At 61.8% G+C, this 18,193-nt stretch carries 12 protein-coding genes, 1 tRNA gene and 2 pseudogenes; 7 read left to right on the top strand and 8 right to left on the bottom strand.

Annotation, left to right across the window (positions count from 1 at the left end):
• Positions 1-6: 6 nt before the first annotated feature.
• From paaA to CF70_RS21655, 4 genes are all read right to left on the bottom strand, one after another.
• The gene (gene paaA, locus CF70_RS21670; RefSeq protein WP_035869378.1) at positions 7-1,011 is read right to left on the bottom strand and encodes a 1,2-phenylacetyl-CoA epoxidase subunit PaaA; all 1,005 of its coding nucleotides are present in this window, start codon (positions 1,009-1,011) and stop codon (positions 7-9) included.
• 692 nt (positions 1,012-1,703) lie between these two features.
• Positions 1,704-1,780, bottom strand: a tRNA-Met gene (locus CF70_RS21665).
• Positions 1,742-2,113 carry a tyrosine-type recombinase/integrase gene (locus tag CF70_RS39040; protein WP_414629470.1) on the bottom strand — a complete coding sequence of 124 codons (372 nt, stop codon included), beginning with the start codon at positions 2,111-2,113 and terminating at the stop codon, positions 1,742-1,744. The genes CF70_RS21665 and CF70_RS39040 overlap by 39 nt, the downstream gene beginning before the upstream one ends.
• Before the next feature lie 346 nt (positions 2,114-2,459).
• A complete protein-coding gene (locus CF70_RS21655) occupies positions 2,460-2,969 on the bottom strand; it encodes a DUF262 domain-containing protein (protein WP_035869372.1) in 510 nt (169 codons plus the stop codon).
• Between the two features lie 344 nt (positions 2,970-3,313).
• On the opposite strand from CF70_RS21655, the gene CF70_RS21650 reads away from it, so the two are divergent.
• The 3 genes and pseudogenes from CF70_RS21650 (at position 3,314) to CF70_RS21640 (ending at position 8,040) form a co-directional block, all read left to right on the top strand.
• Positions 3,314-4,993: an ABC-F family ATP-binding cassette domain-containing protein gene (locus CF70_RS21650; protein WP_035869370.1), complete on the top strand. Its 1,680-nt coding sequence runs from the start codon at positions 3,314-3,316 to the stop codon at positions 4,991-4,993.
• Between the two features lie 290 nt (positions 4,994-5,283).
• A pseudogene (locus tag CF70_RS39035) lies at positions 5,284-5,427 on the top strand (protein TolA); the annotation flags it as partial.
• 408 nt (positions 5,428-5,835) lie between these two features.
• Positions 5,836-8,040 (top strand): OsmC domain/YcaO domain-containing protein, encoded by a 2,205-nt coding sequence (locus CF70_RS21640; RefSeq protein ID WP_035869364.1) that lies wholly within the window; start codon positions 5,836-5,838, stop codon positions 8,038-8,040.
• A gap of 221 nt (positions 8,041-8,261) precedes the next feature.
• Here CF70_RS21640 and CF70_RS21635 read toward each other — a convergent pair whose 3' ends face one another.
• The 4 genes and pseudogenes from CF70_RS21635 to CF70_RS21620 form a co-directional block, all read right to left on the bottom strand.
• Positions 8,262-9,002, bottom strand: a complete 741-nt coding sequence (locus CF70_RS21635) for an ABC transporter substrate-binding protein (RefSeq protein ID WP_035869361.1) — start codon at positions 9,000-9,002, stop codon at positions 8,262-8,264.
• A gap of 60 nt (positions 9,003-9,062) precedes the next feature.
• Positions 9,063-10,270, bottom strand: a pseudogene (locus tag CF70_RS21630) (CitMHS family transporter).
• Between the two features lie 206 nt (positions 10,271-10,476).
• Entirely contained in the window at positions 10,477-11,376 is a 900-nt protein-coding gene (locus tag CF70_RS21625; protein ID WP_035869358.1) for a GntR family transcriptional regulator, read from the bottom strand.
• A gap of 97 nt (positions 11,377-11,473) precedes the next feature.
• Positions 11,474-12,484 carry a Bug family tripartite tricarboxylate transporter substrate binding protein gene (locus CF70_RS21620; RefSeq protein WP_035869356.1) on the bottom strand — a complete coding sequence of 337 codons (1,011 nt, stop codon included), beginning with the start codon at positions 12,482-12,484 and terminating at the stop codon, positions 11,474-11,476.
• 115 nt (positions 12,485-12,599) lie between these two features.
• Here CF70_RS21620 and CF70_RS36715 point away from each other — a divergent pair, with 115 nt between their 5' ends.
• Genes CF70_RS36715 through acnA form a run of 4 tightly spaced genes read left to right on the top strand, consistent with a single transcriptional unit; the run spans position 12,600 to position 17,891 of the window.
• Complete coding sequence (locus tag CF70_RS36715) at positions 12,600-12,779, top strand: hypothetical protein (protein WP_035869354.1); 180 nt, start codon at positions 12,600-12,602, stop codon at positions 12,777-12,779.
• A gap of 20 nt (positions 12,780-12,799) precedes the next feature.
• The gene (locus CF70_RS21610; RefSeq protein WP_035869350.1) at positions 12,800-13,894 is read left to right on the top strand and encodes a lactonase family protein; all 1,095 of its coding nucleotides are present in this window, start codon (positions 12,800-12,802) and stop codon (positions 13,892-13,894) included.
• Positions 13,891-15,093 (top strand): 2-methylaconitate cis-trans isomerase PrpF, encoded by a 1,203-nt coding sequence (gene prpF, locus CF70_RS21605; RefSeq protein WP_035869345.1) that lies wholly within the window; start codon positions 13,891-13,893, stop codon positions 15,091-15,093. The genes CF70_RS21610 and prpF overlap by 4 nt, the downstream gene beginning before the upstream one ends.
• 20 nt (positions 15,094-15,113) lie before the next feature.
• Complete coding sequence (gene acnA, locus CF70_RS21600; RefSeq protein ID WP_081862278.1) at positions 15,114-17,891, top strand: aconitate hydratase AcnA; 2,778 nt, start codon at positions 15,114-15,116, stop codon at positions 17,889-17,891.
• The last annotated feature ends 302 nt before the right edge of the window (positions 17,892-18,193 follow it).

The raw sequence follows: 18,193 nt of genomic DNA, 5'->3' as shown, positions 1-18,193 counted from the left end.
TCCTGTTCAAGCGGCTTGCTTGTGAGCCCGCGCGGCCTGTTTCTCGGCATACGCCAGCGCGGCTTCGCGCACCCACGCGCCATCGTTGTGCGCCTTCACCCGGGTGGCGAGGCGCTCCTTGTTGCAAGGCCCGTCGCCGTTCACGACGCGCCAGAATTCTTCCCAGTCGATCGCGCCGTAGTCGTGCGCCTTGCGCTCTTCATTCCACTTCAGGTCCGGATCGGGCAGCGTTACACCGAGGATGCGGGCTTGTTCGACGGTGGCATCGACGAACTTCTGGCGCAGGTCGTCGTTCGAGATCCGCTTGATGCCCCATTGGAACGACTGGCCGCTGTGGATGGAATCCTTGTCGCTCGGGCCGAACATCATCAGTACCGGCCACCACCAGCGGTCCACCGCCTGCTGCACCATGTCCTTTTGCGCCTGGGTGCCCTTCATCATCGACAGCAGGGCGTCGAAGCCCTGGCGCTGGTGGAATGACTCCTCCTTGCAGATGCGGATCATGGCGCGGGCATACGGGCCGTAGGTGCAACGGCAGAGCGGGATCTGGTTCATGATCGCCGCGCCATCCACCAGCCAGCCGATGACACCCACGTCCGCCCAGGTGGGCGTGGGGTAATTGAAGATGCTCGAGTACTTGGCTTTGCCGGCGTGCAGGGCATCGACCAGCTGGTCGCGCGACACGCCCATCGTTTCGGCTGCGCTATACAGATACAGGCCATGCCCGCCCTCGTCCTGAACCTTGGCCAGCAGGATCGCCTTGCGCTTCAGGCTCGGAGCCCGGCTGATCCAGTTGCCCTCGGGCTGCATGCCGATGATTTCCGAGTGCGCGTGCTGGGAAATCTGCCGGATCAGCGTCTTGCGATACGCATCGGGCATCCAGTCCTGCGCCTCGATCTTGCCGTCAGCCGCCATCAGGGCGTCGAAATGCGCTTGCTGCGGCGAGGTATCGGCCGGCGCCGTGCCGGGCTGTTGCGCGTTGCCCGGGAGATCGAGAGATTGGGTGTACATGGAGATTTCCTGTGAGGCGATGCCGCAGTATATTTATAAACCGACCGGTCGGTCGATAAATTGTTTGGATGGTTTCTGGTTATTCGATAGCCTGGGGTGACGTGGGTGAGGAACTAGATACCTGAGGGGTGGGCAGGTGTGCACGAAGCTGCCCGCAGCGGCCTTGCGGGCAGCGCGGTCTTCCGTGATTCGTTGGCCGGGACGGCAGGACGTTCGCTACCACCTTCCGCGCCGAGGGCTATGTACCGACAGTGGCGCGTGCTACTCCAGGCACGCGTGACAATACGCAGGTCGATCTGGTTCCAGTGAAGCTCACTTTCGCAACGCCCGGTTCCAGGCAGTACGAAGAGTTGGTGCAGCAGCGATTGGCGGCTGTTCAAGATGAACTCGCGAATCTGCATACAGTGCATGCCAGCGGTTTCGAGAGGCGCCTGAGGATTCCGGCTGACAGGCTAAAGTTGCTGCCCTTGCAAATGCAGTACAGGGTCTGGCATCCATACTCAGGGAATGGTATGAAGCGCCCGTTGCGGAAAGCTCAGTCGCAAGGAAATGGCCGGACGCACAGGCATTGATCATTGCTGGCGCTCCGGAATTGAAAACATCGGGCGACCAAAAGAGAAAGCCCCCTGGGATCATGGATCCCAAGGGGCTTTTTCAAGGTACGCTCCCCGAACGAGAAGGCACCCAGCGTATGGTGGCGAATCAGGGATTCGAACCCCGGACCTGCGGATTATGATTCCGTCGCTCTAACCGACTGAGCTAATTCGCCAGAGATCTTGCGTGTTTCTGTAGAGAACCAAGACCCGTTGCTGCCTTGCTCCCCGAGGCGCGCAATGTTGCCGCAGAAGAAGCCCTTTGTCAACAAGCCGCGCCGTGTCGAAAGATGCTCGACAAGAAGTCTCTGATCCTCGACGTCTGGATGGACATGGAGCATTGTGGTCTTCAGATCGGTGTGGTCCAGCTGGTTCTGGACGATCTTGGAGTTATTGGTGGCTCTCAGAAGGTTCGTACCGGTCGTATGTCGAATGCAGTGACAAGAGGCGGTCAGGCCAAACTCGTCGCGCAACACCTCGAAGAAGTCGCGGATGCACCAGTCACCCATATTCATCCATAACGTGCCGTTCTTCTTCTCGTACATGTACTCGGCGAATGGGATCGACAATCGCGCATGGCCGATGAAGTTCGTGTGTGCCATCTACTTGACGTTTTTTTTCCCCTACGCGTACTGTCCGGGCTGGCGTGCTTCGTGGTTGGGAGCGCACTGGCCGTGGCCGTCCTTTACCTGGCGCCCGCCGACCATGATGGTCGCTATAGATTTCTGTTGGCGACGGTAGTTCCACGCCCCATCGCCCTTGTGACAAGCATCGGCGCTAGTGGAGTCTTAAATGCCGCGCCATTCAGTCAGTTCATGGTTATTGCAGCAAGCCCCGCTCTTCTCGGAATTAACCTCAATCCCCGCATAAGCATGGATCCCATTTTCTACATCGTTCTCGTTGGTCCTTTTTTGCGGGGATCCTGGCCGCGTTTCTGATTAAGGGAGCAGCCCATCCGGTGATCGAATCAGTTGGTGTCTCGGTGGTGTGTGCGAGCCTATCCGTGACGTATATCTCGGCAGATGGCTTTCCCTGGTGTTCCGGCAACACCCTGAAAAATTCCGCGAACGCCTGGATGAAAATGACGAAAGTCGTCAGCCGCTGCTGGCCATCGACAACGTGGTAAAGGCGGTACGAGTGGTCATCGACAAGCCAAAATTCCTTGGAATCCTCTTGTACAGCGGCATTGCTGACCTCCGTGAGCGTAAGGACCCCCGTGTAGTGCGACCGGTCTTCCTTTAGGTTCACAAGGTCCTCCCAAAACGCCTTGAGCTGTTCTCGTTGCCAGGCATATCCGCGTTGATAGTCAGGGATCCGGAATATCTTTTCTTTGAACAGGCGTTCGAGAGAGATCGGTTTTTCCATAGTGTTTCTTACCGTAAATTTTTCCTACTTTACTAGAATCCGCAGGGTAACGTCGCTCCTGGCCGATGAGCGGGTATAGGGCCCCGGCCAGTTAAATCTCCGTTGAGGCACGGCAAGCGGCTTTCCAAAACGGAGCGGCGCGACGGGAAAAGGGAAGCGACCGCCTCGGCCAAGAACCGTCATTCACCGCTATGTTCGCTGGCCCCGCAGGCGGTACGCCCGGTGCGCCAGGGCTTGCCTTGTTTTGTGGCCGGTGGGCGCCGCAAAGCGCAAGCGGCTCAGAAAAGAGACAGCCCTGCACGTCCGGTCGGCTATCATGCTGATCCTCTCCGAAGTGGCTCCTTATGATTTCCGTCCGTAATGTCACGCTGCGCCGCGGCGTCAATGTCGTACTCGACCGCGCGTCCGTCACTTTCACCCCCGGCGAAAAAATTGGTCTTGTCGGCCGCAATGGCGCCGGCAAGTCGTCCTTCTTCGGCCTTCTCAACGGCACGCTGCACGAAGACAGCGGCGAGTTCTCGATTCCCGCTGCATGGAAGATGGGCCAGGTCGCGCAGGAGATGCCGGAGACCGAGCAGAGCGCGACCGACTTCGTAGTCGAGGGTGACACCGGGCTGCTGGCCGCGCAGGCCGAAGTAGCCGCCGCCGAGGCCAGCGACGACGGCATGCGCATGGCGCACGCCTACATGGCCCTGCACGACGCCGGTGCACACGATGCCCCCGCACGTGCCCAAGCGCTGATCCTGGGCCTTGGCTTCAGTGCTGAGCAGCTTAGCCAGCCGGTCAACAGTTTCTCCGGCGGCTGGCGCATGCGACTGCAGCTGGCGCGCGCGCTCATGTGCCCGTCCGACCTGCTGCTGCTCGACGAGCCGACCAATCACCTCGACCTCGACGCGCTGGTCTGGCTGGAGGCCTGGCTCAAGCGCTATCAAGGAACCCTGGTAATGATCAGCCACGACCGCGAATTCCTCGACGCGGTGACGCAGGTGACGGTGCACGTCGACAACGCCAAGCTCGTGCGTTATGGCGGCAACTACAGCAAGTTCGAAGACATGCGCGCTGAGCAGCTCGTGTTGCAACAGGCCGCGATGGCCAAGCAGGTGGACAAGATCGCCCACCTGCAGAAATTCATCGACCGTTTCAAGGCCAAGGCCTCGAAGGCGAAGCAGGCGCAGAGCCGGGTCAAGGCGCTCGAACGCATGGAGAAGATCGCACCGGTGCTTGCCGATGCGGAGTTCAACTTCGAGTTCAAGGAGCCCCTCAACGTCCCGAATCCGCTGTTGTCGATGCTGGACGCGAGCTTCGGCTACCCCGCGCCGACCGGCGCACTGCCGGGCACGCCGCCCACGGTCATCGTGCGGGGCATCAACCGTTCCGTGCTGGCCGGGCAGCGCATCGGCATTCTCGGTGCCAACGGCCAAGGCAAGTCCACGCTGGTGAAGACGGTAGCGCACGCGCTGGCGCCGATTGCCGGCGAAATCAGCGAAGGCAAAGGCCTGAACATCGGCTACTTCGCACAGCAGGAACTCGACGTGCTGCGCCCGCTCGACACGCCGCTGGAACACATGATCCGCCTTGCCAAGGACACGCCGGCGCACATGCGCGCCCCCGGCCAGAGTGGCACCGAGCAATCGCTTCGCACCTTCCTCGGCACATTCAACTTCAGCGGCGACATGGTCCATCAGGCGGTTGGCGCGATGAGCGGCGGCGAAAAGGCGCGGCTCGTGTTGTGCATGATCGTGTGGCAGCGCCCCAACCTGCTGCTGCTCGACGAGCCTACCAACCACCTCGACCTGGCCACGCGCGAAGCGCTAGCCATGGCGCTCAACGAATTCGAAGGCACAGTGATGCTGGTCAGTCACGACCGGGCCCTGCTGCGCGCCGTATGCGACGAGTTCTGGCTGGTCACCAAGGGCAGCGTCGAGCCCTTCGACGGCGATCTGGACGATTACCAGCAGTTCCTGCGCGACGAAGCCCGTCGCATGCGCGAGCAGGCTGCCGCAGAGCCGAAGGTCATCGCCTGAGATACCCCCCCCTGGCGGGCGGCGGGCGTTGCATGGGAGGCGAAGCGCGGACGTTCGCCAAGGACTTGAGCAATCGTGCGGACGAGCTTTTAAAGAACGGCAAGCTTGCAAACGCCGAAAATTTGTATAGCGTACCGAGCCCGACGGTACTTGGAACGCACGGCGCGAATATGCTCATGGCTGTCTGCAGTATGAGCGATGGCGGCGTGCGCAATGCGGCCACCAGCGCATAACGTCGTTCCGAACTCGCCCGCCACGAGGCGCTGGCAGGTGGCGCGGACAGCGCGGTTGGCTCGAGGCTGTCGGCGCGCCTCTCCAGGTCAAGTGGCGGCGCGGCCGCGCTGCGCGTGTTGGCGCGTTCCGACCCGTTCCCGCGCGATGAGAACGGCAAGGGGCCGGACAGCTTCATCATCACATTCCGTCCCAGCGACTAATAAGGCACCTCCAGGTGGGCATCACGCTACGCAGCCTGCGATAGGTCTTCGACAACTTGGCCTCGGACGTAAATAGTGTTGGCACCCACGTGGGGATCGCCGTGGCAAAGTCGCTGCGCGCGAGCACGGCCAGTGCGTCGAAGGCGCAAGTTCCTTAACGGTCGCTTCCCGCCAAAAACGGATCTGTGACTACGTTACAGCGACGACTTTGCCTCCTCCTTGGCGCTGCCCTGGATATCGCCATGGCGTGAAGTTCCAGCCACCTCCTGCGCAATTGGCGTTTGCCTGTCAAATTATCCCTATGCGACGGCGCTTGTAGAAAGCATCGATATATTACAATGCAGCAGCGCGGCGTCGGATAATAGCGGTCGCATCATTTTAAGCACCATTTTTGGAATTCCCCCCCCCATGGAAATTAAGGTCAACTTTCTCGATAAGCTACGTCTTGAAGCCAAGTTCGACGACTTCACGGTGGTAGCCGACCAGCCTATCCGCTATAAGGGCGATGGTTCTGCACCGGGCCCGTTCGATTATTTTCTGGCCTCGTCGGCATTGTGTGCGGCTTACTTTGTTAAATTGTATTGCGTAACTCGCAACATTCCGACCGATAACATCCGCCTGTCGCAGAATAACATTGTTGATCCGGAAAACCGATATCAGCAGATTTTCAAGATTCAAGTCGAGTTGCCGACGGATATTTCCGAAAAAGACCGGCAGGGTATTTTGCGCTCCATCGATCGCTGCACGGTAAAAAAAGTGGTGCAAACCGGACCCGAGTTTGTGATCGAAGAGGTAGAGAACTTGGATGCCGGTGCCCAGTCGTTGCTGACGCTGAAGCCGGCGTCTGACGTCAGCACCTATATTGCGGGCAAGGATCTGCCATTGGAGCAAACTATCGCCAATATGTCGGGAATTTTGGCGGGCCTGGGGATGAAGATTGAAATCGCTTCATGGCGTAATATCGTTCCCAATGTCTGGTCGCTGCATATCCGTGATGCACACTCGCCAATGTGTTTTACCAATGGCAAGGGAGCGACCAAGGAAAGCGCGTTGGCGTCGGCGTTGGGAGAATTTATCGAGCGCCTGAATTGCAATCATTTTTATGCCGGTACGTTTTGGGGCGAAGACCTCGCCAATGCGGAGTTTTTACATTACCCGAACGAGCGCTGGTTCAAGCCTGGACCCAAAGATGCACTACCGGCTGAAATTCTCGATGAATACTGCCTGCCCATTTACAATCCCGATGGCGAGTTACGTGGCTCGCACCTGTACGAAACCAACTCGGGGAATTTGCAGCGCGGTATCTGTTCGCTGCCGTATGTACGGCAGTCGGACGGCGAAGTGGTGTATTTTCCCTCCAATCTGGTCGAAAACCTCTACGCCAGCAATGGCATGAGTGCCGGTAATACACTGGCCGAAGCGCAAGTGCAATGCTTGTCCGAGATTTTCGAACGGGCGGTAAAGCGCGAAATTCTGGAGGGCGAAATGGCACTGCCTGATGTGCCCCATGAAGTGCTGGCGAAATACCCTGGCATTCTGGCCGGCATTCAGGGGCTGGAGGAGCAAGGCTTTCCGATATTGGTGAAGGATGCTTCGTTGGGTGGACTTTATCCGGTGATGTGCGTCACCTTGATGAACCCGCGAACTGGCGGTGTCTTTGCTTCGTTCGGCGCGCACCCGAGCCTCGAGGTGGCGCTGGAACGGAGTCTGACGGAATTGCTACAGGGTCGCAGTTTTGAAGGCCTGAACGATTTGCCGCAGCCCACCTTTGTCAGTAACGCCGTGACTGAGCCGAACAATTTTGTTGAGCACTTCATTGATTCCAGCGGCGTGGTGTCGTGGCGCTTTTTCAGCGCCAAGGCAAATTTCGATTTTGTCGAGTGGGATTTTTCTGCCCAGGGCGAGAACTCCAATGCCGAGGAAGCAGCAACCTTGCTCGGCATTCTTGAGGACATGGGTAAAGAGGTGTACATGGCGGTGTATGACCAGCTAGACGCCGTTGCTTGCCGGATCTTGGTTCCGGGCTATTCGGAAGTTTATCCTGTCGAAGATTTGATCTGGGATAACACCAACAAGGCACTGTCGTTCCGCGCAGATATCTTGAACTTGCATTGCCTGGACGACGCAAGCCTGGAGGCCCTGCTTGAGCGTCTGGAAAACAGTGAGCTCGATGAATACGCCGACATCGCCACGCTGATCGGCATCGAATTTGACGAGAATACGGATTGGGGGCAGCTGACAGTTCTGGAGTTGAAGCTGCTCATTCATCTCGCCTTGCAGCAATTTGAAGCGGCGCACGAGCTGGTGGGCGCCTTCTTGCAGTACAACGACAACACGGTCGAGCGCGGACTGTTTTACCAGGCATTGAATGTGGTGCTGGAGGTGCTGTTGGATGACGACCTGAACCTGGACGACTACGCGGTCAACTTCCGTCGGATGTATGGCAATGCGCGGATGGACGCGGTGCTGGGTTCAGTGGACGGCAGCGTGCGTTTCTTTGGTTTGACGCCAACCAGCATGAAACTGGAGGGGCTCGACAGGCACCACCGTTTGATTGACAGCTACAGAAAATTGCACTCGGCGCGGGCAAATGTGGCGGCTACCGCCAGTTAGGGCTAAGGATCAAGACGGCGGTGAAGGACTCCCTCGGGAAGCACTCGCCTTCAGTGTCCGCTTTCGAGAAAGCTCAAAGGCCGCTCGGGGGTCGGGAACCGCCGTTTGCGCACTGCTTGCCGAATGACCGAAATGGCCAGAGCCGACATATCGTAGCGGCTCACAACCGAGGGAAATTCAACTTGTGCATGCAGTTGAAGGGACGAATGCCCCGTGCGTAGCTAATTTTCATCGAATTGCGCCACTGCCGCCCCAAGGATGCCGTGCCGGGAAAGTGCTGCGCCGACGAATCCGCTACCGATCACGTCCTTGACGAAGACTGCGAGATACTCAAATGCGATCGGACCTCCACGATCAGGTAGTCCCATTGCCTGCCGGATGACCATGAACCGTCCAGGCAGCAAGCGCAGGCCGGCCAGGCGTCCCGCATCCGCCTCGAGTTGCTGCCTTACGCCTGCAGCCACCTCCGCCCCTTCCGCGATAAAGGTGTCCACGACCGCGGGCGAGGTCGGCGCGCGGATGATCTCCGCGTGCCGCAGTTCGCGAGTCAGGAACAGATCATAGGCACTCCCTTTGCCAACCACCACGCGATGCCCTGCCTGGTCGACCTGGCCGTTCTCCATGAGCATTGAATCCTCACGCACCAGGTAGCTGCCTTCGATCAGCACATAAGGGATCGAGAAATGGATCCCTTGTCCGCGCAGCGGGTCGATCGCAAAGAAGCCGAAGTCGGTCCTTTCCGAGCGCACTGCCTCTACCGACTTGCCGGCCGCATCGAACACCACCAGTTCGAGCGGCAGCCCGAGCCGCTGCGCGAGCTCCGTGGCCAGGTCCACGGAGACGCCGGTCGGAGCGCCGCCGCTGGGATTACGCGTGGCAAGGATGGGATTGCCGAGGTTGATCGACGCGCGCAGCCTGCCGGTCGGGGCGAACGCGCGCTGCAGGGCTTCGGTGACTTGCATGGTCTGCAATTCCTGGAAAGAAGGGGAGTGGCCTTGCCGCTGGAGCGTGATGCCGCCCCCTTAGCGTGCAAAGGGAAAGACGACGAAGGACAGCCCTGCCGCAAACATCAGCGCGCATACCAGCAGTGTCCACTTAAAAGCAAAGCGCTGATGATCGCCGAAATCGACGCTGGCCAATCCCACAAGCAGGTAGGTGGAAGGCACTAGCGGACTGAGCAAGTGGACTGGCTGACCGATCAGGGACGCGCGCGCGATCTCAAGCGGAGTAATGCCATAGGTGCCTGCCACCTGCGCAATGATGGGGACCACGCCGTAGTAAAACGCGTCATTGGAGAGGAAGAAGGTAAAGGGCAAGCTAAGCAGAGCCGTGATGGGCGCGAGGTAGGGCCCGAACGATGGCGGCAGCATGGCGAGCACGGCGTGCGACATGGCCTGGATCATGCCGGTGCCGGAAAGGATGCCCGTGAAGATGCCCGCGGCGAAGATGATCGACACTACAGCGAGGATGTTCTCCGCATGTGCGGCGATGCGCTGGCGCTGGTCCGGCAGGTGAGGATAGTTGATCAGAAGGGCTAGCGCCGCGGCCACCATGAACAGTACCGGGATTGGAGTGCGACCTCGGTGCGCAGGTGTTTAGGCACCAGGGCCAGCTTGCCGAGCCGGCGCCGTTCACCGCGACCAAGCAGCCAGGCGATGGCCAGTACCGTGCACGCTCCTGCAACGATGATGGGCAGCATGGGCACGAATATCGCGCCAGCATCGAGATGCAGCGCCGCCGCAACGCGCGATGTAGGGCCACCCCAGGGTGTGATGTTCATTACGCCGTTGGCAATGAAGATCACGCACACCATCACTAAGGGCCGCATGCCGAGCCGGAGGTAAAGTGGCAGCAACGCCGACACCGTGATCATGTAGGTGGTGGAGCCGTCGCCATCCAGTGAGACGATCAGGGCCAGCACCGCCGTGCCCACCACCACGCGCAAAGGATCGCCCCTCATCACCTTGAGCAGCACTCGGATCAGCGGATCGAACAGTCCGGCGTCGATCATGACGCCGAAATAGAGGATCGCGAACATCAGCAGCACACCGGTTGGTGCGATGGACTTGATGCCGCTCAGCATCATCGGGCTCAGCTTGGGCGCGAAGCCCGCAGCCACGGCAAAGGTGATCGGCACGATGATCAGCGCGATCAGCGGAGAAAGACGCTTGGTCATGATCAGGACCATGAAGGTCAGAATCATGCCGAAGCCCAGCAACGTCAGCATCATGGGGATGGTTCCTCGCGAGGCGCCCCGGCGGCAAAGCCAGGACGGCAGTCGAAAGACACTGGCTGGCGACAGGCGTAGCAGGGCCCGCGCTGCACAAGCGCTGTCCTGCCGGCCATCTCCTTCCGGCACCCTCTAACTGCGTTTTGTTATCTATAAATGCACTTATGGGGAAAAAAATCCGCCGCGGCGCGACGGGTCCCGCCGATTCAGGCTGCGCTCTTGAAAATCGTGTTGCCGTGAACCTTGCCACGTCGGGCACCTTCCAGATGCTCTCGCATCAGCGAAGCCGCCTTGAGCATGTCCTGCTCGGCAATCGCATCCAGGATGGCCAGGTGTTCCTTGGCCTGCACCTGCCGCGGCTTGCGGTCCTTGGCCTGGCTGTATTCAACCAGGCGGCGCAAGGAATCCATGCGCTTGACCGACTGGACCACGAAGCGATTGCCCGACCATTTGGCCAGCGTTTCGTGGAAGCGGCTGTTCGACTCGAACAGTTCGATCGGCGTCATGGACTCGAAGCCGCCTTCGGCAATCGCCCTCTGCTGCCTGCGCAGCCCGGCCAGTTCGGCCGGATCCGCCTTGAACCAGGGGCTCAGAAGGCCGGTCGGTTCCAGCGCGCTACGGTACAGGTAGCTTTCCTCATAGGCCTGCGCCGAGTCGATCATGGGCAGGAAGCACCAGCCATGGCCGATGCGGCGCTCCACCCAGCCCTCTTCCTGGATGCGCGACAGCACATTGCGCAAGGCGCTGCGCGCGGTCTTGTACTGGCGCATCAGGTCCGCCTCGTTGACCAGGTCAGGAAGCGCGCCGCCCAGGCGGTCTTCCGCGATCTTCAGGTAGAGCGGGTCATCCGGCTCCTGCGAGAACTGCTCCGCGATGCTCGATAGCGCGGCGGCATCGTTGCGCAGGAAATAGCCGCGGTTGTGGTCGTGCACCACCGCACCGATCTCCACCAGGTAGCGCAGGGCCACATTGACCGGCGAGCGCGAAACCCCGATACGTTCGGCCAGCACGCTTTCAGCGAGATGGTCGCCGGCGCGCAAGCCGTCCACGCGCGCAAGGGCAACGATTTCACGGACAACACGGGATTGGAGCTGGGATAGGTTCATGGCAAGACCGGGGTCGTCGGGCGGCGTGGCCCGCAAGCCCGGATTATCCCATCCCGATGCCGCTACCGGAGCAGCAACGCACACCCCTGGGCGGAACTCAATCAATCTGCATCCCCAGTTGCCTGATCAGCCTGGACCATTTGTCGTTCTCGCGCTGAATCAGTGCCGCGAACGCCTTGGCGTCGCCGGCCACGGGCTCGTAGAGTTGGCTGCGCAGCTTATCCGCGTTTGCCGGCTCCTTGAGGCCGGCAAGCAAGGCATCGCTGAGCTTCTGCCGCACTGCGGCGGGCGTTCCCTTCGGCACCATCGCGCCTGCCCACGACGTGGCTTCATATCCTGGAACGACTTCTCCCATGGCCGGCACGTCCGGCAATGCCGTGCCCCGCTTGGCGCTGGTGACTGCCAGCGCGCGCAGCTTGCCGCTGCGGATATGCGGCAGTGCCGCCAACGGATCGGCGATGCAGGCATCCACCTCCCCGCCCAGGACTGCCACCACGGCAGGTCCGCCGCTCTTGTAGGGGACATGGACGAGGTCGATGCCGGCCATGGACTTCAGCATCTCGCCGCCAAGGTGGTTGCCGCTGCCGTTGCCGGCGGAACTGTATGTCAGCTTGCCCGGCCGGGATTTGGCCAGGGCGATGAACGCCTTCAGGGATTTCGCTGGCACGTTCGCGTTGACCACCAGGATGTTAGCCACCGAAGCCATCCACGCCAGCGGCTCAAAGTCGCTCACGGCATAGCCGGGGCGCGCGTACAGGTGCGGATTCAGCGCCATGGTGGACAGATTCACGAACGTCATCGTGTAGCCGTCCGGGGCCGCACGGGCGCCGAGCACCGTACCGATATTGCCCGCAGCGCCCGGACGGTTATCGATGATCAGCGACTGCCCCAGCACCTCCTGTGCCTTGCCCTGCACCGTGCGGCACAGCAGGTCTGCGCCTCCGCCCGCGGCCTGCGGGACGATAAACGTGACCGGTTTGGTGGGGAACGCCGCTTGGGCGAGTGCCGGGCGAATTCCGCTCAGCGCGGCAGCACATGGCGTCGCGACAAGCGCCTGCAACAGCGCACGGCGGCGCGAGTCAATCGGCGGATGCGGGGAGGTGTTCATCGATTTGTGTCTCCAATTCTCTTTTACGTTTACGTTTGCATTTTGCTTTTTGTAATCATAGAATGCACTTAAGCCGAGCGCAAGACAATTTGGCCACACCCCCGGAGATGCCCTCATGACTACCCCGAAAGCCCACCGCCTCGTGCCCCGCAATGGCGCCGCCTGTCCATCCGTGCCGGGGGCCGTCGGCAGCACCCGCACGCTCGCCCGGACCGGCTGCATTGATCCCGCACAAGCGTTCCAGCCCGACGGGCCGCTGCAGTGCACCTGCAGCGAATTCCTGCTCGTGCCTTGAAAACACGAGACGCAGCGACCATGCCAACTTTTGCCTACATCGGCTGCCGCACCACGCGGCAGCGCGCGGCCCGGGGGCAGGGCATCCAGGTCTACCTGATGGGTGCGCCCGGAGAGAGCTGGCGGCCGGTGCAATCAGTCGATGGACTGGAGAACCCGTCCTATCTGCTTGTTGAACCGTGCCGCGGCGTTCTGTACGCCGTTCACGGGGACGGCAGCGAGGTCAGCGCCTTTCGCATCCACCCGGCCAGCGGCCGGTTGGCATTGATGGGTCGGCAGCCCACCGGCGGCCGTAATCCGGTCCACTTGTGCATGACGAAGGATGGCGACCACCTGGTTGTCGCCAACTATGCGACCGGGACCGTGGCGGCTCTCCCCGTAATCGGTGATGGCGCCTTGGCCGCGCCTGCCAGCGTGCTGGCACTGCCGGGACAGCCGGGACCCCATCGCGTCGAGCAGCAAGGCTCGCATCCCCACCAGGCGCTGCGGCTGCGGGGCACCAATCGCTTCGTGTTTCCCGACAAGGGCGCCGACTGCGTGTGGATGGCCGACTTCGACAGCGCGGCCGGGCGCTGGCAACAGCAGACACTGTGGCACGCCACCGCGCGCGAGGGCGCCGGCCCGCGACACGCCGTGCTGCATCCCGACGGCTCGGCACTGTATGTGGCCAACGAACTGGACTCGACGCTGACCACCTATGCATTGACGCCGGACCAACGGCTGTCGCCCCAGCACCTGGTCGCCCTGCTGCCTGAATCGTTTACTGGCAATAGCCGCGCGGCGGGCGTCGCGCTGGAGCCGCGCAGCATGACCCTGTTCATCAGCAACCGCGGTCACGACAGCGTTACGTGCATCGCGCTGGATCGCGACACCGGACTGCCGGCCGGCAGGCACTGGATTTCTGCCGGGGGCCAGACGCCTCGTTTCATTGCCCTGGACGCGCCGGCCCGCCAGCTCATTGTGGCCAACGAGACAAGCGACACCATTCAGGCATTTTTCCTGCATGACGCAGGCAGCAAGTGGCAACTGCCAGGCCTGCCATTCACGGCCGCGCGCACCGGCAGCCCGACCTGCGTGGCCTTCTACCAGACCGATTTCCGGAGCAACAGCCAATGACCCAATCCAACGCGCAACTGCGCATCCCCGCCGTCTATATGCGCGGCGGCACCAGCAAGGGCGTCTTCTTCCACGCCGAACACCTGCCGCAGGACCGCGCCAGCCGCGACAAGCTGCTGCTGCGCGCAGCTGGCAGCCCTGATCCCTATGGCAAGCAGATCGACGGCATGGGCGGCGCAACCTCTAGCACCAGCAAGGTAGTGGTGATCTCCCGCTCGGCCCGGCCCGACTGCGATGTCGACTACCTGTTCGGCGCGGTCTCGATCGAGGCACCGGTCGTCGACTGGACCGGCAACTGCGGCAACCTGACCGCCGCGGTGGGACCGTTCGCCATCAGCGAAGGCCTGGTGCAGGCGCCGCGCGATGGCTGGGCAACCGTGCGCATCTGGCAGGCCAACATTCAAAAACGCATCATCGCCCACGTGCAGATGCGCGATGGCGAAGTCATGGAGACGGGCGACTTCGAACTGGACGGCGTGGCCTTTCCCGCTGCTGAAGTCCGGCTCGAATTCCTCGATCCGGGCGGCGAGGACGACGACGAAGGCGGTGCCATGTTCCCCACCGGCAACAAGCTGGACGCGCTGGACGTGCCTGGCGTCGGCCGCGTCGAAGCGACGCTGATCAATGCGGGCAATCCTGCCATCTTCGTGGATGCCCAAGCGCTGGGACTGCACGGCACTGAGTTGCAACGCGACATCAATGCCAATGCCGAAGTGTTGCGCAAGGCCGAAACCATCCGCGCCCACGCCGCCGTGGCAATGGGCCTTGGCACGTCGGCTGAAGAGGTCACGCGCAACCGCCCCCACACGCCCAAGCTGGCGTTCTTCTCGCCCCCAGCGTCCTATGCCGCCTCCAACGGCAAACATGTAACTGACGATCAGATCGACCTGGTGGCACGCATCTTCTCGATGGGCGCGCTGCATCACGCCATGACCGGCACGGGCGCAGTGGGCATTGCCGTAGCTGCGGCGATCCCCGGCACGCTGGTGAGCCGAGTGCTCGGCGGCAAGTCACGCGCGGCCATATGCTTCGGTCATCCGTCCGGCATGTTGTCGGTGGGCGCGGAGGCCCAACAGGAGAACGGTGAATGGGTCGTCAGGAAGGCCGTCATGAGCCGGACGGCGCGGCGGTTGATGGAAGGCTTCGTGAGAGTGCCGACGCTTTCAGCTCCCTCGGACAATCGATCGGCACAAGCGTGATACGCAACGAAGGAATACAAATGAAACTCGAACCTGAAATCAAGCAGCTTCCTCTTTTGAACCGTTCGGTGCGCTATGTCTCGATCGCCGGCGTACCGGGCGTGGATCAATTGCCGTTCTCGCTGCGGATCCTGCTGGAGAACCTCCTGCGACAGGCCAGCCGCGGTGTCGACACGCAAGCCGAGATCGACGCACTGCTCGCGCGGCGCATCGGCAGTGGCCTGAGCTTTTACCCGGCGCGTGTCTATGGCCAGGACATCCTCGGCCAGGTGATGCTGGTCGACATGGCCGGCATGCGTGACGCCGTGGCGGAAGCCGGCGGCGACCCGTCGCAAGTCAGCCCCAAGGTTCCGGTCGACGTGATCATCGACCACTCGCTGCAAGTCGACAGCTGGGCCACACCGGATGCGCGACGCATCAACCTAGAGCGCGAATACGAGCGCAATGGCGAACGCTTTGCGTTCCTGCGCTGGTGCAGCAGCAGCTTCGAAGGCGTGCGGATCGTGCCACCTGGCAAGGGCATCATGCATCAGATCCACCTCGAGTACATCGGCAAGGTGGTGTGGACGGAGAAGACTGCCGACGGGGAACTGGCGATCCCCGATACCTGCGTAGGTACCGACAGCCACACCCCCATGATCAACGGCCTGGGCGTGCTGGGTTGGGGAGTCGGTGGCATCGAGGCTGAAGCCGTGATGGTCGGCAAGCCAATCGCTCTCGCGTTGCCGGAAGTTGTCGGCATCGAGGTCAAGGGGACGCTTCGCGAAGGTGTGCTGCCGACCGACCTCGTCCTTGCTATCACACAGCGCATGCGCAGCATGGGCGTGGTCGGCAAGTTCGTCGAGTTCTGCGGCAAGGGCCTTGAGACGCTTTCCCTGGGCGACCGCGGCATGATCGCGAACATGGCGCCCGAGTACGGCGCGACTGCAGTCTACTTTCCGATCGACGATCGCACGATGGACTACCTGCGCATGACGGGGCGGGAGGAAGATCAACTCGAACTGGTTGAAGCCTTCGCCAGGGCACAAAAGCTCTGGCGCAGCGCAGACACGCCTTCGCCGCGCTTCGACACGGTGGTGACGCTTGACCTGGACGCGATAAGGCCGTGCCTCGCCGGGCCCCGGAATCCTGAAGACCGGCTGGACCTTGAGACGGTCCCCAGTGCCTTTCTCCAACATCATCAGGAAATCGCCGGCCGGCCGCTGGATTCCAACCGCGCGGTGCCAGTCAGAGGCGAGAATTTCTCTTTGCGCGATGGTGCCGTCCTCATTGCCGCGATTACAAGCTGCACCAATACGGCCAACCCCGTCAACATGATGGCCGCCGGCCTCGTTGCAAAAAAGGCTGTGGCCTTGGGTCTGAAGACGCAGCCCTGGGTCAAGACATCGCTCGTTCCCGGCAGTCATGTCACCGCGGCTGTACTGGAGAAGGCGGGCCTCCAGAGCCCACTCGATACACTGGGCTTCCACGTGGCCGGCTTCGGCTGCACGACCTGCAACGGTGGCTCCGGACCATTGCCCGAGCCGCTGGTCGAAGCCATCGAACGGGAAAAGCTCGTGGGCACCGCTGTGCTGTCGGGAAACCGTAATTTCGAAGGACGGATCCATCCGAACGTCCGCGCTGCCTACCTCGGCTCCCCAGCTCTCGTGATTGTCTACGCACTCACTGGTACCCTGACCGTTGACGTCACCCGCGAGCCGATCGGCGTGGGCGCAAGCGGCAAGCCGGTCTACCTCCGTGACATTTGGCCCTCGGCGCTGGAAATCGCCCAAGCCGTAGAGGGTGCGTATGAGCCGGAGATCTTTCGCGACAACTACGCCGACCTGTTTGACGGCGGCGAGGCCTGGGACGCGCTGGCCGGGGAGCGCGGTGAACGCTTTGCGTGGCAGGACGCCAGCACCTACGTGCGCCGGCCTCCGTACTTCCAGAACCTCTCGCGCGAAGCCACGCCCGTGCAGGACATCAAGGGCATGCGCCCGCTGGTCATCCTGGGCGACTCGGTGACCACCGATCACATCTCGCCATCCGGCGCGATCAGCCTCGGCACGCCGGCCGCTGACTTCCTTCTTGCAAAGGGAATCGAGAAGCGAGATTTCAACAACTACACGACGCGCCGCGGAAACCACGACGTCGCCGTGCGGGCAACGTTCGCCAATATCCGGCTGCGCAACCGTATCGTGCCCGGTGTGGAAGGTGGGGTGACTAAGCTGATGCCGGAAGGTACGCAGATGCGCATCTACGAAGCGGCCACAGAATACCTGCAACGCAATGTGCCACTCGCAATCATCGCCGGCAAGAACTACGGTTGCGGTTCATCGCGCGACTGGGCAGCTAAAGGCGTCGCATTGCTCGGCGTGAAGGCGGTGATCGCCGAGAGCTTCGAGCGCATCCACCGGACCAACCTCGTCGGCATGGGCGTTCTGCCGCTGCAATTCGAGGCGGGCACGAAAGCCGAATCGCTCGGACTCGACGGCAGCGAAACGATTGACATCCTATCTCTGGCGGACCGCCTCGATGTCTCGGGCCGTGTTGAGGCGATTGTCCGCCGTGTCGACGGCACCACGAACACAGTGCCCCTGACGATCAGGCTCGATACCGGCGAGGACGTCGAATACTGGCGTCACGGCGGCATCCTGCCACTGGTCTGGCGCGAGTACGTGTCGGGCAAGTCGGAGGACCACGTGTCGCATTCGGCCGGTCGCATCCAGAGCGAGGTCGGCGGACCGCAGCACGAACTGCCGGATGCCATGCCGGGCAGTGACATGCCCAGCGCCACCCAGGGCGCGACTCTAGGCTGATGGAGAGGGAGGCGCGCCTCCCTCTCCAGCTCCCTTCGTTTTGAGACTCCCGTCGCGCAGCGACGCGCAACGGCGAGTTCGACGGCGCTCATGCTGCACGGCGCGGGAATAGCCTTGGCCTTGCTCGTGGCCGCTCTCCTCGACAGTCGGGGCAGCCGGCGCGGCGGTGATCGAAGAGCCACCTGCATGGACGTCCTTCAGGCTGGGAATGCGTTCCCAAACCAGCTCGTGCATGACCTGGGAGGCGCTCTTCATGGTCCCCGGGTGGCGGGTCTCATGACGATGGACGGGGATGCGCTTGG

Source organism: Cupriavidus sp. SK-3, assembly GCF_000611145.1.
Lineage (GTDB): Bacteria > Pseudomonadota > Gammaproteobacteria > Burkholderiales > Burkholderiaceae > Cupriavidus.
This window is presented reverse-complemented; position numbering and strand designations above follow the sequence as displayed.

Coding starts and splice junctions, on each gene's coding strand:
- paaA (WP_035869378.1), bottom strand. CDS start 1,011: ATGTACACCCAATCTCTCGATCTCCCGGGCAACGCGCAACAGCCCGGC.
- CF70_RS39040 (WP_414629470.1), bottom strand. CDS start 2,113: ATGGGTGACTGGTGCATCCGCGACTTCTTCGAGGTGTTGCGCGACGAG.
- CF70_RS21655 (WP_035869372.1), bottom strand. CDS start 2,969: ATGGAAAAACCGATCTCTCTCGAACGCCTGTTCAAAGAAAAGATATTC.
- CF70_RS21650 (WP_035869370.1), top strand. CDS start 3,314: ATGATTTCCGTCCGTAATGTCACGCTGCGCCGCGGCGTCAATGTCGTA.
- CF70_RS21640 (WP_035869364.1), top strand. CDS start 5,836: ATGGAAATTAAGGTCAACTTTCTCGATAAGCTACGTCTTGAAGCCAAG.
- CF70_RS21635 (WP_035869361.1), bottom strand. CDS start 9,002: ATGCAAGTCACCGAAGCCCTGCAGCGCGCGTTCGCCCCGACCGGCAGG.
- CF70_RS21625 (WP_035869358.1), bottom strand. CDS start 11,376: ATGAACCTATCCCAGCTCCAATCCCGTGTTGTCCGTGAAATCGTTGCC.
- CF70_RS21620 (WP_035869356.1), bottom strand. CDS start 12,484: ATGAACACCTCCCCGCATCCGCCGATTGACTCGCGCCGCCGTGCGCTG.
- CF70_RS36715 (WP_035869354.1), top strand. CDS start 12,600: ATGACTACCCCGAAAGCCCACCGCCTCGTGCCCCGCAATGGCGCCGCC.
- CF70_RS21610 (WP_035869350.1), top strand. CDS start 12,800: ATGCCAACTTTTGCCTACATCGGCTGCCGCACCACGCGGCAGCGCGCG.
- prpF (WP_035869345.1), top strand. CDS start 13,891: ATGACCCAATCCAACGCGCAACTGCGCATCCCCGCCGTCTATATGCGC.
- acnA (WP_081862278.1), top strand. CDS start 15,114: ATGAAACTCGAACCTGAAATCAAGCAGCTTCCTCTTTTGAACCGTTCG.